The organism is Pseudoalteromonas peptidolytica (genome assembly GCF_012641745.1).
Taxonomy (GTDB): Bacteria; Pseudomonadota; Gammaproteobacteria; order Enterobacterales; family Alteromonadaceae; genus Pseudoalteromonas; species Pseudoalteromonas peptidolytica.
On record NZ_WEHZ01000020.1, the window covers coordinates 64,589 to 82,162 of the forward strand.

Below are 17,574 nucleotides of genomic sequence, written 5' to 3' on the forward strand. Positions count from 1 at the left end.
CAAAGGCCAACGACCCCTAATTACTATGAATGTATTGAGCGTAGTGTGAAGTGGTTAACTGAGCAGTGGTTTAAATCTGCCCTTAGTTTACATCAAGAGGGAGTGGCTACACGTAAAAGCTAATCCCCACCAGCAAACATAGTGCGATTTAAGCCATATTTATTCATCTTGTCGTAAAGTGTTTTTCTTGGGATTTGTAGCAAACTCATGGCTTCTTTGATGCTGCCTTGGCTTTGAGCCAAGGCTTCCTCAATCAGAGACTGCTCATAATAACTGACTTTTTCAGCCAAGCTTAGCGTGTCTTCAGACCAAGTTGGGTTGATGCTGCTGTCACTCATCGCTCCACCAAGCAAGATATGTCGTTCAGCATGATTGCGTAGCTCCCTGACGTTACCCGGCCAAGGCTGAGCCAATAGTTGCGATTCAAGCTCTGGACTTATCGGTTGCATTGGCTTGTGAAACCGCGTGGCTGCTATTGAGCTAAAATGCTTATAAAGTAAAGGAATATCTGCTTTCCTCGAGCGCAGCGGTGGGATCTTCACTTTTACAAGATTCAGTCGGTAGTACAGATCTGATCGGAACTTACCTTGCTCGACAAGTTCATGCAACTCTACTTTGGTTGCGGCAACCACTCTAATATCAAGCGCGATAGAAATGTTGCTACCCACTGGCGTTACACTGCGCTCTTCAAGCACTCGCAACAGCTTAACTTGCAGCGCAGCTGACATTGCTTCAATCTCATCTAAAAATAAAGTACCTCCTTGAGCAAAAGAGAACTTTCCCTCGCGTGACTCCTTTGCTCCAGTATATGCACCGCTTTTAGCTCCAAATAATTCACTCTCTATAAGTTCTTCTGGAATTGCACCACAGTTTATGGCCACAAAGTTATGCTTAGAACGCTCACTGTGGTCGTGTAAATAACGTGCAACCAGCTCTTTTCCTGTGCCAGTTTCACCCTCGATTAATACATCTGCTGGCGTATCAATAATTGCATCAAGTAAATGCAGCATTTGTTGCATTTGCTTTGTCTCACCGAGGATCCTAACACCTGGGGCTGATTTCTTCTTCACTTGAGCTTTAAGAGCGCGGTTTTCCATCACCAAGCGGCGCTTATCAAGCGCCCGCTCTATACAGTCTAAAAGAGGTTCAGACACTGGCTTTTCAAAAAAGTCATAAGCGCCCTTCTGAATAGCCTTAACCGCGACCTCTACATCAGCATATCCTGTGAGAAACACCACCGGTAGCTCAGAATCAAATTGAGTTAATTGCTCCAAAAACTCGATGCCATTCATTTCAGGCATATTAATGTCGCACAGCACCACCCCCTGAAATTGGCGCGAGAGTTTTTTTAAGGCAGGAGCGGCATTGGTATAACAATGGACTTCATATCCTTCAATTTCGAATAGCTGCTTGAGCGCATCGAGGATACTTGGTTCATCATCAATAATTAACAACGTCTTGTTTTCAGTCATGCTGCGGGTTCTTCATATATAAACTAATTAAAAATTCTGCACCACCTTGGGGGTGATTGTGGGCACTCAATTGACCCTGAAACGACTCGATAATTTGTTTTGAAATAGACAATCCAAGTCCTAACCCGTTACCACTTTTAGTAGTAAAAAACGGCTCAAATATAGTCGATAAAGCATGTTGCTTAATTCCCTCGCCATTATCAATAATAGACAGCTGTACTTTGCTTTCATGGGCTTGGGCACATATTTTTATACACTTTTGATGCTGCTCAGTCAGTGCTTGACAGGCGTTACTAATGATATTGACCAACACTTGTTCAAATTTAAATGGGTCTACCCAGATATTGCACGCTAAGCCTTCGCATTGCACTTCAACACCTGTGCGCTTTAGCTCTGGGCCAACTATCACCAGAGCGTTATCTACTGAATGCTTGAGGCTAGTCGTCAGCATTTTATTATCATGATGCTGACTAAAAGACTTTAATTGCGCAACAATTTTGTGCACTCTGGTGATCAATGATTGAATCAACACCATGTTTTCGACAACAGGCTGCACCTCGCCTTTTTGTGCAAGACGTTTGGCACTTGCAACATACGCACTCATGGCGCTAAGAGGTTGGTTTATCTCATGGTTGATACTCGCACTCAACTGCCCTATGGTGGCAAGTTTTGCCGCCCGGATCAACGCATCTTGCGCATGCTCTAGCTCCTGCCGACGATATGCAACTTCAGCTTCCAACGTGCGCTGACTGTATAGTAGTTGTCGATAGCCTGTAAGCTTACTCAATGTATACTCAGCGACAGCGAATATAATTATCAGGATAAGTGCTGTGATCCCAAGCCGTCCCCACTGCGCTGACTTAATTGCTGCCACCTCGTATAACAAATAAAGCGTGTATTGCGGCAAGAGTACTTGTTGTTGCACTAACACTTCCCCTTGGTGCGTCGCACTCCACGCTCGGTTGTCAGACAATTCGCGCCAGCCAATAGGCTTTAGAGGCTCATCCTCAAACTGTCTTGCAACAGTGATTCGCTCACGTTGAGTTGACGATAATGCCAATAATGTTCCCAGGTGCCACTGCTCTACATTCGATGCAAGTACAATATTATTACTGTCTGCGATTAAGAAGTGGCTATTGGTGCCGGTATCTAGTTGAGCTTTGTCTGACTCAAATTTACTGGCATTCACTTTCATGACCACTACACCTAACAGCAAACTGTCCTCATACACAGGGTTAGCAAAGTAAAAGCCTCGTGTCTTAGATCTCAATCCCAGAGCAAACGATACATTTGCATCGCCTTTGATGGTTTGGTAGAAATAAGGACGAAAAGCAAAATTGCTTCCCTTATAGCTATGTAGTTTGTCCCAGTTGCTGCTGGCGATCACTGTGCCGCTAAGGTCTAGTAAATAGATGTCTGATGCACCACTGGAGATTTGTATATCTTGAAGGTAACGATCGAGTTCGTTGTCATTGTCATCGCTTTTTGGCTGAAGGCCAAGCTTTACCAAAGGACTTTGACTCAATTGAGATTGTATCGCCTGGTAACGGCTAAACTCAGCTTGAACGTACCCCTTGAGCTTTTCCAAATTACTTTTAGTCTGGCTGAGTATTCGCTCTTCATCCTGCGTGACATTAAAAAAATAGCTTATCCAAAGCCCACACAATAATAGTAAAAAGTAAATTAATATCTTAATTGAGAACTTATGCGACACATGTGACTCCTGAGCAGACTCGATGAGTCTAACAGAAGCCACATGTCAATAAAATCACATCTTTATACCCATTAATTAAATGGCCTATGCTAAGGCGAGAAAACCTTGTCACTAACACCGCAGTTGGTTCCTTTTAAGCTGGTAAAAGCTTTACTACTTAGTTGTTCTAAATAGCAAATTTAAACCTATTTAGTGACTGATTTTCTCCTCGCACTGATACATCAATGTAGTTTTATCGTTATCAGCTACTTTCTTTGATACTGCGAGCTGGCGTCAGTTAGCGCTGATACTCAGTGTGACATTATTCGCAGCTTGGTACCCTTGTAAACCGATATGCCAAGTACCGGCTTGTGGCGTTGAAATAGTACACTGTTCATTGTTGCCGTTTTTGTATGGTCGGCATTGATATGTACCAGTATCGGGTTGTGTACCGAGATTAACATAAAGATCAGCATCACCGGTTCCGCCAGAAGTACTGATTGTTAACGTTTGATATCCAGCACCCAACGCTTGGGTAAAGTATTGCCACTGACCACTGGCAACTGCTATGTTTTCTACGGTCTTGTCAATCGGAGGGGTTCCACTGGAGGTATCATATTTACCTAGCAGACTGACGCCTGAAATAGCGTTCCACGCCTCCACCATTACATGGTAAGTACCGGCCTGTGCCGTTGATATATCACATTGCTCGTTACTAGTAGAATTAGTACTTTTGCAGTCATACGTTTCTAATGTTGGCTTTGCACCAAATCGGACGTAAAGATCAGCATCACCTGAGCCGCCTGAAGTGCTAAAACTTAAGTTAGATGCCCCCTCTGCCACCTCCATGATAAAAAACTGTTGGCTCTTCGCATTGCCTGAAATGCCCGTTTTCGCAACACCATTTTCGAGTTTATTATCAGGTAAAGGAGGAGGTGGGTCTCCTGCACTTTTACCGAGTTCAGCAACAAACGCCAACGCCAATTTGGCAAATTTTTGCGCATGAGTTGCATCAAATTCAGTGTCGTTTGTTGTATGAATTTTTCTATTAATATCTGACATTCTAGACTCAAATGGCATTGAAGCTGGAAAGCCCTGCTGATACCAAGATGCGTGATCAGAGCAGCCATAGCCACATTGGTCGTAAGCATAAGTTAGGTTGGGTAAATAGGTTTCTATCAACTGACCTAGAAACTGATTTTGAGCGCTATTGGTATAGTCTGTCATCATCACGATGTCTGCACTGCTACCATTTCTGCCTGTCATATCAAACTGCGCCATCCCTACTACATTTTTACCTTGTGAACTGTAAGCCTGAGCAATCGCTTTGGAGCCACGTAAACCCACTTCCTCTGCGGCAAAACCCATAATTTGAATAGTACGTTGTGGTTTATATCCATCAGCAACAATTGCTTTAAGCGCTTGTGTTAATACCGCGATCCCTGACGCATTATCGTCAGCACCGGGTGCCAAGCCACTACTATTGGACTGATTGATAGAATCAAGGTGTCCACCAATCACCACAATTTCGTCACTAAGCTCACTCCCAGCGATGGTGACAATTACGGATGACTGTGCCCAGCTGTGAGAAAAATATTCAACAGTAATATCTGAGCGACTAGCTGCAATATCAGACCAATTTTGTTTTACCCACTGCGCAGCATCAATCCCTGATTGTGAGGTGTAATAACGATTATAAAAACTAGTCAGTGAGCTAACCGTGGCACTTAAATTAGCAGTATTGACCTTAGATAGCAGACTATTGACTCGCTCGGGGTTATCAATGCTGTAATTGACCAACGTTGCCGCTGGATCTATGGTTTCAAGTTGCGCTAAGTAGCTTTGCGCACTTTCCAGAGAATCATGAGCTACAAATCCACCACAGCGGTGATATTCATCATGCATAAATGCACTTAGCTCGCTGTGATAATGTTCTGGGACTTTGAGCGCTTTAATGTCGCTATTGGCTATCGAAAGTTGTTCAAAGTGGTTGCCTCTTATTGAGTTATGCACCTGAAAATGTTGGCTTGAATCCGCATCCATGGTGATCCATATTTCCTCAGATGCTGTGGCTACACAACTTAGGCAAGCCATACTCATTAGTAATGGGGTGGTAACATTCATTGTTGTATCCTCTGCTCACTTGAACCTAATCTTTATCCAAATACATCAATATAAATCAGCGTGTTCAAATGAGAAATATCATGGTTGATAGACTAAGTATCGTGTGGCGCGATATTAATTAACTTGAGCTGCCGATAATTACTGCCTTTCTCGCAGTCAGTCATAGCGTTAACTGCGTTGTGCTTTAGCAACAATGAATTGGAATATTTCTCATCCAAACCTCAGGTTAATCAACGTATTGTTTTAGGCTTGCTTACCCGTAACAGTCGTTGCTGAAGTTATACCAATTTTCTTAATTAAGAGGTCTATTTTGAGGCGAGAAAATCTTGTCGATAACCAGGAAAAAATTTTGCTATTTAGTTGTTCTAAATAAGAAATTTTTAACGCTGTTAGCGTCAGATTTACTCCTTCAAATTGAGCAAGTATTAAGTCAAATTGGTATTAGTTGCAATCAAGTGCTTACAAAGCATGAAGCGAAAAGTATTACTAACCAGTTGCTCACGTTATTAGTCCATCACCCTAAAAAGTAAGAGGGAGCTTCCGCTCCCTATTGAATTGGCAGATTAATTCGCTTTAATATTCAAAGTTACGCCGCTTGCTGCATTGTAACCTCTTAAATCTATGTGCCATGTACCTTGTTGTGGGTTCGCAATTGTACAGCTCTCGTTGTTACCGTTTTTAAACGGACGGCATTGATAGCTTGATGTTGTCGATTGAGAACCAAAGTTGACGTATAGATCAGCATCACCTGAGCCACCAGAAATGTTGACTTCAAGGTTGCTGTAACCCGCAGCTAATTCCTGTGTGAAACGAGCCCAACCACCAGAAGCGACGTCAATATTAGACTCAGTGCGATCAATTGGTTGCGTTCCACCGGCTGCACTATAGGTGCCTGTTAATGTCACCCCAGAGATCTGGTTCCATGCCTCTACCATAACGTGGTATCTACCGGCTTGAATATTGCTAATATCGCAGCTTTCGTTGCTTGTAGACGTGGTACTATTGCAGTCATAGCTACTCAGTGTTGGGCGAGAGCCATACTTCACGTAAAGATCCGCATCACCGCTTCCACCGGAAGTTGTGAAATTTAGGCTCGTCGCATCAGCGGGCACATCAAGCGTGAAGAACATTTGAGCTTTTGCTGCACCATCAATACCGGTACGCGGTTGACCATTAACTAACTCTTCATCACCGCCTGGAGGTGGAGGCGGTGTTGTTGAACAGCTGCTTCCTGCACTTAGGTCAGAGTTAACGCCAACCGCAGCTAACGCGGCTTTTACATCATTTGGTTCATAGCCTAGGTCACAAGCTGCATCCATTACCCCATTACCAGCTAAATCCCAATCAGTATTCGCTGTCCAATACATTTGGTTCGCTTTAGCCATCACGATAAAAGCTTTTTTAGTATCCCAGCCAGCTGTGGTTGCAAGGTTATAAAATGCTTTATTGAACACACCTGATGTGTAGTGGACATCCATGCTTGATGTATAATTCGACTGATGGTCAATAGAGCGGCCATCACGGGTAGGGTCATTCATATAACGTAATGCACCGCTACCTTTGAAGATATCCTGTCCTACTAACCAGTCATTGCTGCCTTTCATATAAAATTCAGCCGCTTCACCCGCCATGTCAGAAAAGGCTTCGTTTAGGCCACCAGATTTATAGCGATATACTAGGCCAGAATTTTGTTCGGTGAATCCGTGGCTTACTTCGTGAGCAGAGACATCTAGGCTGACCAAAGGATAAAAAGTATTGGCACCGTCACCAAAGGTCATCGCGCTACCATCCCAAAATGCGTTTTCATAATTGTTACTGTAATGAACGCGCATTTGCAGCTGGAATGAAAGCGGCGCAGTACCAAGCCAATCATTGTACATGTTAAAAACAACGTTACCGAAATAATGCGCATCGTTTAATGGAGAATAAGCGCCATTGATTTCTTTAAAGGTGTTTTCTGGACAAGTAAAGCTGTGTGCTGAAGATCCACCGCTACCATGGTTCAAATTAATGGTCTTAACATTCGCATTAGTCATCGAACACGTATTGCCTGACTGTGCTACATCCAAGTACCCGTAGTCAGTACCATACTCATAGCGGCCAGTTTTTTCGTTACCGCCCGGGCCGGTTGCGTTAGCGTGTTGTAAGTTGTCAAAACTTTCTAATATTTCGCCGGTGTTTGCATCCACAATTAAATATGGGCGTTTCGGCTCATCCCCGTAAGTAACGAAGGTGATCTCATAAACTAATCGAGCTGTCGAGTTGCTATCGAGCCAAATTGCTAAACGAGACTTTTCGTTGTGCTTTTTGTGCTGTTTCTCGCTTTGCAAAGACTGCTTTTCAGCCATTTTTAACGCCTTAGCTGCGTTAAGCGTTGGTTTAACGGCAGCAAGATCCGCTGCAATGTTATATACCGCTGCACCATGTGCTTTTTTTAATGTACCAGCGTCATCGAATGTAAGAATAACGGTGTCGCCGATCACCGGTAAGCCATGATAGGTTTGCTGAAAGCGTGTGGTCGTTTCACCCTTTTTATTGCTAAAGCTTTTTAACTCTTTAAGTTGGCTTGCACTTTCTAACCCAATAAGCACCTTAGGCTGCGTACTGAGTACAGTTTGAGACGCCGACTTTAACATTGTGTTTAGATCTGATTTTTGATTTAAGTATTGTTTTGTTGCAGCCTGAGCGCTCAATGACGTAAACGCAATTGCACATGCTGTAGCCATAGTTACTGTAGATAATTTCACTTATTACACTCCTAGTATTGTTGTTTTATCGTCACTTTTACTTTCTCGCTTTTTACATCCTGCGATAACAAATGACTTCTTTCTCCTTCAACTTCAGAAGACATGGGAAACACATGTTGGCTTCCCATGTCTTATTAGACTAGGCAGCAATGAAAATAAATAAACCCCAAAGTTAACATTTTAATAATATTTAATTCACCTTAAATATTTATGCAATAATTTCATGCGCTTGCTCAAAATACGTACTAAAAATGGGGAGAGCTTTATATTTCACATCGATATAAATGTAAAAAATTTGATACAGAACGGGGAATATAACAGTCTACCCTTTCTTAAAACATTCAGTAAGTTATGTTATATCAAAATATGTAATTTCTACTCTGTGATCCCTACTCAATCAATGACTCTTAGCCAACTAGAAATCGTATGAAAGATAAAATTATACTTATATTTCATACACTTGAATAATTAGGTATAACGCTTGCAGCTCTTTCGCTAAGACATCAATAGTTAAGGGAAATGTTGTGACGAGTGTAGAAATTTTATCCTTTTCAGATCATAGAGTTGGCGCCGTTTTGTCGGAAAAAGCCGCGGTAAGGCAACTACAAGATGATTTGCTCAATGAACGTTTAGTTCAGCAACAACAACTAACATTACTTGGCCCCCAGCAAAGCGACCCTGAAAAGCAATTAATTAGCAAACCTGATCCCGAGCTGGCGAGTAACATGCTCAATTGGCATATCTATTTAGGCGCGATTGGACTCATCTTGGCATTTTTGCTAGCAGGATGGTTAGTCAATTATGGGCCAATGTTTACTCAAGCAAACCCCTACTTGACCTTTATTGCACTGCTCAGTCCGGGCTTGTTCTTGGGTTATTCGCATCAGGCTTAGTATCGCTACGCCCAGACAAAGACCCATTTAATCAGGCAGCGTTATCAAAAGTTGCAAAAGGCAAGTGGCTGCTGATCATTTGTGCCAACAATGAGGCTCACAGAGCCAAGTTGATGTCATTTTTCAGGAAAAACAATCAAATTAACCTTTTAAACTAGACAACCCGAGGTACCGGTATGGAAATTTTTAACGCGATTAAACAAGATCATGATCATCAACGTGCGCTTCTAAACATGTTAGCGGAGACTTCCGGTGATTCAAAAGTCCGCGAAAAGTACTATCAAGAGTTGAAAGACGCGCTAGAGGCACATGCTGTCGCAGAAGAACGGTACTTTTACGCTCCATTAATGCACAGCGACATGACGATTGAAGACTCTCGTCACGGTATCGCGGAGCACCATGAAATCGATGAGTTAATTGAGGCACTTGATAATACGGAGTTTTCAGATCCCAGTTGGCTTGGCAAACTAAAAAAGCTCAAAGATAAAGTCGAACATCATTTAGCTGACGAAGAGCAAGCATTTTTCCAGCGTGCGGGTAAGGTACTTGATAAAAGTGAAAAATCGCAACTTGCACAGGAGTATCAAAAAGAGATGGAAGAGCAGCAATAAACACTAAAACTAAACGCCCAAAAACCTACGTCCTGAGCTTGTAAGTGACAGTAAAGTCATCCCAAGCTCAGGTTTATACCAATTATCTTAATTAAGAGGTCTATTTTGAAGCAAGAAAATATTGTCGATAACACCGCTTCCGCGTCCTGCTCACGCCGAGGTACCTACGTCCTGTAGGCAAGGCAAAAGTTTTGCTATTTAGTTGTACTAAATAAGAAATTTTTAACGCTGTTAGCGTCAGATTTACTCCTTCAAATTGAGCAAATATAAAGTCTAATCGGTATTATTACTAGCGCTAATCCTAGTATTAATAAGAGCCAGTTCATGAGTGACAAAAACTGCTGCCTTGGTAATGTTTTGGCTAATATAACACCAAGCCGATTACCAATTAGGGCAATTGGAGTAAAACAAACGGCCAACAAGAAGTGCTCTAGCTGTAACAATCCTGAGGCAGTAAAAGTTACTAGCTTCACGGCATTCATTAAAGCAAATAGTACTGCAACGGTCGCGATATATGCTGCTGGCGCCACTCTGAGCGCGTTAAAATAAATCATCAATGGCGGACCACCAGCGTGAATTAGCGTTGTAGAAATACCAGCCATAGTAGATGTACTTATTGCCAAAACACGCTGAGAGAAAAAGCGTAAGCTTTGCTCTGGCTGTTTATTAGCCGCAATACTCTTTAACGCAAACCCGATACTCATCAATGCGATAACTATGGTCAACCAAAACTCACTGACTTCTTGCAAGAATATTGTCGCCAGAGCGATCCCCAGCAGTGTGCCTGGCAACAAACGTTTTAATTCATCGACATTCCACTGTTTCCAGTAGCTTTTTAGGCTAAATACGTCGGCTACTATCAATATCGGTAGCATCAAGGCTACTGCATCCTTTGGTTCTAATACCATCAGTAGCAGCGGTACAGAAAACGCCCCTAGTGCGCCTGCAAAACCGGATTTTGAGATACCACTTAGTAGCACAACAAGCGCAATTACAACAAGTTGTAACGGTTCTGTCATTCACACCTCTTTTAAGTCGGCCAATTTGCGCGTTATCACATTACCTCTTCAAGCTGCATACATTGATATCTTAACTCACCGATAAACGCACGTGCTGCGGGCCCAAGTCTGTCACCATCTTTAAAAATTAGATGAAGCTGTGCTTTTCGTTGGCTTTGTTGCAGCAAAGGGAGGGGTTTTAGACGTCCAGTATCTAACAAAACTTGAATTGCAGGAATTGGCAGCCAAGCGAAGCCCAATCCCTTGGTTATCATATCAATAGAAGTCGTCATATGACTTACTGTCCAGCGCTGATGAGCACCTAGCCAACCGTCATCTTTTTTGCGGGCTATCGCTGAGTCTCTCACAACAATTTGTCGGTGTGATTTTAAATCCTCAAGAGTGAGGTCACGTTCATAACGGTGAAGAGCGTGATCAGGACTCGCGACAGCAACAAACTCAATGTGGCATAATTCTTCACTGAATCCGTCAGATAAAACAACAGGTGATATTGCAATGTCCACATCTGTATTTTGCAATAACTCCGATCCCCCGGTAAGGACTGACTCCATAAGCTCTATGCGCAATAAAGGGTATTGATTGGATGTTTGCTCTAGCACTTTATACAGTAAATGCTGTGGAAAAATTTCATCAACCGCAATGCGTAATTGACTTTCTATTCCCTCTCCCAATGTCTGCCCTACTGCCTCAACTTTAGCAGCTTCTTCTAACAGGAAATTTGCACGGCGAAGCATCATCTCGCCAGCTTCCGTCAACTGTGTTTTCCTCCCCTGCACTGTAAAGAGCTTGACGCCAAGCCCTTGTTCTATTTTATGTACCGCGGTGTGGATGCTGGATTGGCTTTTGTGTACTTTTTTAGCGGCTTGATTAAATCCACCGTATTCCACAACCGCCTTAAACATTCGCCATTGCTCTAGCGTTACTCTTAGCATACTTACTTAGCCTAGGGTGTTATTTCTTTTGTTTTATCGTCGCAGTGTTCACCATGACAGGTATTAAGATCTTCTTGTGCTTTTTCGTCAGCCTGAAGTACTTGTTTCAGATCAGCCATCCGCTGACGAATTGCAATACCGTAACTTTCATCGTCTCCCCACACGTCAGCGAGTATGTGCATCGACTCAACATCGTGTTGAGTAAATAGATCGCCCGCTCGTTCGACATCTTCATCACTGTGGCCCAATAATTTGAGCGCCTGCTCACCTAACTTCACCGCAGAGACAAACGTTTCACGCTCAAAAGCGGTGACCCCCAGTTTTATTAACTGGTAGGCATGACGACGATCCGTTGCACGAACTACAAGCTTTAGATGAGGAAAGTGTTGCTGTGCCAACCTGACGATTTCAAAGGTCTTATCTGGTTCATCAATCGCTACAACCAGCATTTGTGCATCATGGGCTCCTGCGGCTTCAAGCAAATCTAGTCTTGCACCATCGCCATAAAATACCTGATTGCCAAAGCGACGTAGTAGTTCTATTTGACTCGGACTGTGATCCAAAATCGACAAGTGATAACCCTGTGCATGGAGCAAACGTCCTATCACTTGACCAAAACGACCGTAACCGACCACAATCACATTTTGTGTCGCTTCCATCGTCTCTACGCTGTCTTGTTCTTGAGTCGTATTAGCCTGACGCTCTACCACTTTATCGTAAAGAATAAAAATGAGCGGCGAGCCAAGCATAGATACCGCAACCACCAATGTGACTAAGGCGGCCTGATCAGGTGTTAGAATTGCTAAGCTACCAGTCACGGAAAGTAGCACAAAAGCAAATTCACCGCCTTGACAAAGCGCTGCGGTAAATAACCATTTCGCTCGCTTGTGCAGTGAAAATGCTGTTGCCAACAAATATAAAATAGCCGCCTTCAATCCCATTAATAGTGCGACTGAAGCCAAGATAAATAGCCACTTTTCTGCTAATAAAGAAAAGTCGATTGATGCCCCTACAGTCATAAAAAATAACCCTAGGAGTAACCCTTTAAAGGGTTCAATATCGGCTTCCAATTCATGGCGAAATTCGCTTTCCGCGAGGACAACCCCCGCAAGAAATGTCCCAAGCGCAGGAGATAGCCCGATACTTTGCATCAATAGCGCGGTTGCAATAACAATAAATAGCGCAACCACGGTAAATAACTCGCGCATTCGAGTACTGGCGATATATCGAAATAATGGCGCGGCAACATAGTGCCCAGCAGCGATGATAGCTAAAATGACAAAAACAGAAATAATGACTTGAAGGTAAGTAGGAAAAGTATGTAATAAGTTTCCATGTCCATCACTCACGGCTAAATCACTAAATGCTAACAACGGCATAATCGCAAGAATGGGGATCACTGCGATATCTTGAAATAACAATACAGAAAACGCATTTTGACCGCCCGATTGTTTAATCAAACCCTTTTCATTTAACGTCTGAAGTGCAATAGCCGTAGAAGAGAGTGCTAACATTAACGCAATTGCGATTGATTGTTGCCACAAAAAGCCAAGCGCTAAATCAATTGCAACATAAAGAACAGCGGTTGTTATCAGCACTTGTAAACCACCGAGGCCAACTATCGATCGGCGCATCGTCCAGAGCCTTTTGGGTTGCAGCTCTAGTCCGACTAAAAACAGCATCATCACCACACCAAACTCAGCAAAGTGCATAATGTCTGTTTGTTCACCTACAAGGTGCAAAAGGTGGGGCCCAATTAAAATACCAGCTAGTAAATAACCAAGCACGGAGCCAAGCCCTAAGCGTTTGGCGATTGGCACCGCCAATATTGCTGCAGCAAGGTAGATAGTAGCCAGTAATAGCATAGTCGTTTTATCCCATTTTATTGTTGTCTTTATTATGTTTTGGGGTGCAAGAATAATCCAGTTTTTACACTAAGGTGAATGTACGAAACACATTTTCTCAGTATCACTGGGTGATCATGATGAGCCAATTCGCCGAACGATTGCAACCAACCAAGCAAACAATAAGCGTTTTTAAAAGTCTGATTTTATTGCAGATCCAACGTAGTCATCCAAAAAATGGATTATACCTATTTGCTTAATTAAGTGGTCTATTTTGAGGCGAGAAAACCTTATCGATAACTCCGCTACCGCGTCCTGCTATCGCTAAGGTACCTACATCCATATAGGCAAGGCAAAAATTTTGCTATTTAGTTGTTCTAAATGAGAAATTTTTAACGCTGTTAGCGTCAGATTTACTCCTTCAAATTGAGCAAGTATTAAGTCAAATTGGTATTACGTGTTTGATGTCAGGTTTACTTACTGATGTAATGAGATAATCATTTAAAACCGAGCATTGATAGGTGGTTTCATTTCAATTAGCGTAAAGATTGGGTTGGTTTATTTGCATTAAGATACTTGGGTCCTCAATCGCTTTAAAGCCAAATTTACTGTATAGAGAGTGAGCATCTGCAGTCGCAAGCATAAATCTTCTTAAACCCTGTAACTCTGGGTGTGTCATCACGGCTTGCATGATAGTTTTAGCCACCCCTTTACCCCTTTCTTGCTCTGTAACAATCACATCAGCCAAATATGCAAATGTGGCGTAATCCGTTATCACACGACAAAACCCTTGAAATTGACCCTCATCATCAACAGACATAAAACTCAGGCTATTTCTAATTGACTTTTCCAAAAGAGATTTGGGGATCTGCTTCGCCCAATAAGAGCCAGAGATCAGTGCGTGTATTTTATCAAGATGAGTGAGTATTTGTGTGGTGTCTGTGATTATCATTCAATGCTCCCTTGATAACGAATAGGCTACTAAAGTAAGCGATCAGACGGACAATGAAAAGTAAAATTTTTTGTAGATAATTTTTGCCCAAGGTTCTGTTAAGACGATAAGAACATGCCATTACCACATCAAATTACATAATTTTGTACATAAAGAGGGAATACTTGTATAGAGGATCAGATAGTAGGCTAAAAACTAGCCTACTAAAAATATCAAGCCTAAAACCAAGAAGGAAAGGTTATTTATGCCATAAAAATTTAATATAAAATTAAATAAACCATAAATTTAATATTTAAAAAATATAATGACATGAAAAAATTGATTTTAGGTTGATTTTTAATCGCTGCATTTATTTTACGCACATTGCCATGTTTTAGGACATTGCATTGTTCTTAAACACATAAGCGTGTCAATGCCTGCGCCACCAGCAACTTGTGGTGTTTGTTGAGAGTTTAATTTAGCTGAAGCTGTACTCAGGTTCTTCATTGGTTTTTTGTTTAATTTAAGTAACATATTAATTTCCTTTGGTTAGTCACAAAATTCGGAGCAAAGATAACAGATAAATAAACACAAACAAGAGAAAATAATAAAAAACTTGATCTAGATAAAATTAAAAACAACAATATAAAAATATTTTATAATTTACGATCTTAATTTAACCACTTAATCTACATAAATGCACTATTCTAAAATTATAAACTATAATCACCACTTCAATGCTGCCAACATAGAGTTAAAGCAGTATGCCACAGTCGACACACTTAAATTACCTGAAGTTTGGATAGCAAGTGAGCTAATTCCTGATTTTTAAAATTACATTAAATTATTTCTTTATTTCACCATAGCAAGGGCAATACCGCTGCCGCGCACTGCTCTTGCTATGGTGCCTACATCTTGTGAGCAATGTAGGTAAGGCGAATATATGCATCAATAGCTCGCTATGTGAGGTGAATGCACGCGGTTAGCGATAAAACAGGATGTTAGAAAGGCATTAGCTATCCAAAGTCCAGATTAAGTGGCAGATAACTATCGAATAATGAGATACAGATAACTGACGACACACAAAGTGTCGTCAGTTAAACAGGTTAATGCAACTCTATTGGGTATGTCGGGGGCTGATTCAACCTATTCCCGAGCGCGGAAAGCCCTTTCCACCACGCGAACCCAAACAGTAACATAGCAACTATCCATAAAGATGCGCTTAACGTTGATGTCGCTAATTGGCTATACTGATAGACAAGCGTTGCCATAATATACGCAATTGAGGTCGTCCAGCCTATGACCAGCCACATCCATCTACTACCAGATTCACGCTTTATTGCACCGAGCACGGCCACACAAGGCGTGTAGAGTAAAATAAATACCAAGTAGCTAAATGCGCCAATCTGACCGTTGAACTTAGCGGCCATGGCAGTAAGTAGCTCAGCGCCATTGTCTTCCCCGCTATCAAGTTCATTCAATCCCAAGGGATCGCCAAGGTTGGCGATTAGGTCTTTGCTATTATCAACGATGGACATTAACGCTGCTTGCATTGAATCAAGTAATGAAAAAGCGTCATTATTTTCAGCTGAGCCTGTATAAAGTGCGTCCAGCGTGCCAACGATCGCCTCTTTGGCAAACATACCTGTAACCACTCCAACCGTTGCAGGCCAGTTTTCCTCTTTTAACCCAATAGGCTCAAACACTGGCGTGACGATTTGAGCCGTTTTTGCCAGTAATGAATGTTCAGTATTCTCATTACCAAATGAGCCATCAGTCCCAATTGAATTTAACGCACTTAGCAAAATAACTACCATCACAATCGTCTTACCCGCACGTTTTATAAAACCGCTTAAACGCTGCCATGTCGTCATCAATATGTTTCGCCAAATGGGCATATGGTAAGCTGGCATTTCAGTAAAAGAAGGTAACTTTTGGGTTTTAAACACCTGCTTTCTGAACAAAAAGCCAGAGCCGATAGCGACTAAAATACCTAGTAGGTATAACCCAAAGACAACATTGGCACCATTGGTTGGAAAAAAAGCCGCAGCAAATAACGCATAAACAGTTAACCGCGCACCACACGACATGAAAGGCGCCATAACAATTGTCAATAAGCGGTCTGATTCTCGCCCCATGGTTCTAGCAGCCATCACCGCAGGTACATTGCAACCAAAGCCCACAATCAAAGGAACAAACGCATTACCTGGCAGCCCAATGGAGGACATCAATCGGTCAATAACAAATGCGGCACGAGACAAATAACCGCTATCTTCTAATATTGACAAACAAAGGTACAATACGGCTATCACTGGAATAAAAGTAGCGACTAGCTGAACCCCTGCCCCAAATCCGTCAGCAAGTAACACGCCAAGCCATTGAGGTGCACCAACATCTGCAAGTAACACTTTTACACCATCAATGAGAATGGCACCTACGGCGATGTCAAAAAAGTCGATAAAAACAGCACCAACGTTCACAGCTATCGTGAACATCAAGTACATCATGGCTAAAAAAATTGGAACACCTAACCATTTATTCAGCACTACTCTATCAAGGGTTTCTGTTGTATCTGCACGTTTTGGCGTGATAGTGCTTACACCAGCCGCTAGCTTTTTAACCGCTTGATGGCGTGCGATCGCTTTTTCCAATGGATCATGCTCAAGTTTCGGAGGCTCTGCTCCCTCAGGCTTACTAGGAAACCGAGTGATTTCAATAAGCTGCTCCAACAGCTTCTCTTGCCCTGTGCCTTTTGCTCCATGAAATGCCACCACTGGTAAACCTAGTTGTTCAGACAAACGTGGTAAATCAAGTGTCCGACCTCGCTGAGTCGCAACATCAACCATATTCGCCACAACGATGATCGGTTTACCTAACTCTTTAAGTTGTGACGTTAATATCAGATTTCGCTGCAAGTTAGCGGCATCTACAATGTTAATAATGACATCGGCTTCATTTTGCTTTAGGAAGTCACAAGCGATCTGTTCATCTTGACTTGGCTCGATCTGCTCCATGCTATATAGCCCGGGTAAATCAACCAGTTCTACGTTTGTGTTTTCTAAAGCAAAATAGCCAAATTTCTTTTCAACTGTAACACCTGGCCAGTTTCCAACTTTTTGTTTTGAACCTGTTAGGCGGTTAAATATTGTGGTTTTCCCGCAATTTGGGTTACCCACTAACGCAATTTTCATCCGCGATGACCTTCTCAAATTATAACGTTTTAAACCAATTTTCTTAATTAAGTGGTCTATTTGGAGGCGAGAAAATCTTGTCGATAACCCGGCAAAAATTTTGCTATTTAGTTGTTC

Annotated in this window: 12 protein-coding genes; 2 read left to right on the top strand and 10 right to left on the bottom strand. The window is 42.2% G+C overall.

The window, feature by feature from the left end; translation table 11 throughout:
* Window positions 1-119: 119 nt before the first annotated feature.
* The 4 genes from F9Y84_RS13890 to F9Y84_RS13905 all read right to left on the bottom strand — a co-directional run bounded on the left by F9Y84_RS13890 (window position 120) and on the right by F9Y84_RS13905 (window position 8,036).
* Window positions 120-1,472, bottom strand: a complete 1,353-nt coding sequence (locus F9Y84_RS13890; RefSeq protein WP_125253453.1) for a sigma-54-dependent transcriptional regulator — start codon at window positions 1,470-1,472, stop codon at window positions 120-122.
* The gene (locus F9Y84_RS13895) at window positions 1,465-3,186 is read right to left on the bottom strand and encodes a sensor histidine kinase (protein WP_147391198.1); all 1,722 of its coding nucleotides are present in this window, start codon (window positions 3,184-3,186) and stop codon (window positions 1,465-1,467) included. Before F9Y84_RS13895 ends, F9Y84_RS13890 begins: the two co-directional genes overlap by 8 nt.
* Before the next feature lie 273 nt (window positions 3,187-3,459).
* Window positions 3,460-5,289, bottom strand: coding sequence for a M28 family metallopeptidase (locus tag F9Y84_RS13900; RefSeq protein WP_147391197.1), 1,830 nt, complete (start codon window positions 5,287-5,289; stop codon window positions 3,460-3,462).
* 563 nt (window positions 5,290-5,852) lie between these two features.
* A complete protein-coding gene (locus tag F9Y84_RS13905) occupies window positions 5,853-8,036 on the bottom strand; it encodes a M4 family metallopeptidase (RefSeq protein ID WP_128732738.1) in 2,184 nt (727 codons plus the stop codon).
* Window positions 8,037-8,560: 524 nt separating this feature from the next.
* Between F9Y84_RS13905 and F9Y84_RS13910 the strand changes: the two genes are divergently transcribed.
* Entirely contained in the window at window positions 8,561-8,929 is a 369-nt protein-coding gene (locus F9Y84_RS13910; RefSeq protein WP_225740814.1) for a hypothetical protein, read from the top strand.
* A gap of 176 nt (window positions 8,930-9,105) precedes the next feature.
* Window positions 9,106-9,540 carry a hemerythrin domain-containing protein gene (locus tag F9Y84_RS13915; RefSeq protein ID WP_125253448.1) on the top strand — a complete coding sequence of 145 codons (435 nt, stop codon included), beginning with the start codon at window positions 9,106-9,108 and terminating at the stop codon, window positions 9,538-9,540.
* A 251-nt stretch (window positions 9,541-9,791) separates the two neighbouring features.
* Here F9Y84_RS13915 and F9Y84_RS13920 read toward each other — a convergent pair whose 3' ends face one another.
* The 6 genes from F9Y84_RS13920 to feoB all read right to left on the bottom strand — a co-directional run bounded on the left by F9Y84_RS13920 (window position 9,792) and on the right by feoB (window position 17,457).
* On the bottom strand, window positions 9,792-10,559 hold the full coding sequence (locus F9Y84_RS13920) for a sulfite exporter TauE/SafE family protein (protein WP_128732441.1): 768 nt from the start codon (window positions 10,557-10,559) through the stop codon (window positions 9,792-9,794).
* A gap of 35 nt (window positions 10,560-10,594) precedes the next feature.
* Window positions 10,595-11,491, bottom strand: coding sequence for a LysR family transcriptional regulator (locus tag F9Y84_RS13925; RefSeq protein ID WP_147391427.1), 897 nt, complete (start codon window positions 11,489-11,491; stop codon window positions 10,595-10,597).
* Between the two features lie 11 nt (window positions 11,492-11,502).
* Window positions 11,503-13,356 carry a monovalent cation:proton antiporter-2 (CPA2) family protein gene (locus F9Y84_RS13930; protein ID WP_147391428.1) on the bottom strand — a complete coding sequence of 618 codons (1,854 nt, stop codon included), beginning with the start codon at window positions 13,354-13,356 and terminating at the stop codon, window positions 11,503-11,505.
* A gap of 511 nt (window positions 13,357-13,867) precedes the next feature.
* Window positions 13,868-14,287: a GNAT family N-acetyltransferase gene (locus tag F9Y84_RS13935; protein WP_125253444.1), complete on the bottom strand. Its 420-nt coding sequence runs from the start codon at window positions 14,285-14,287 to the stop codon at window positions 13,868-13,870.
* Between the two features lie 354 nt (window positions 14,288-14,641).
* Window positions 14,642-14,800: a hypothetical protein gene (locus F9Y84_RS13940; protein WP_167508309.1), complete on the bottom strand. Its 159-nt coding sequence runs from the start codon at window positions 14,798-14,800 to the stop codon at window positions 14,642-14,644.
* Window positions 14,801-15,372: 572 nt separating this feature from the next.
* Complete coding sequence (gene feoB / locus F9Y84_RS13945; protein WP_147391431.1) at window positions 15,373-17,457, bottom strand: ferrous iron transport protein B; 2,085 nt, start codon at window positions 17,455-17,457, stop codon at window positions 15,373-15,375.
* Between the last annotated feature and the right edge of the window lie 117 nt (window positions 17,458-17,574).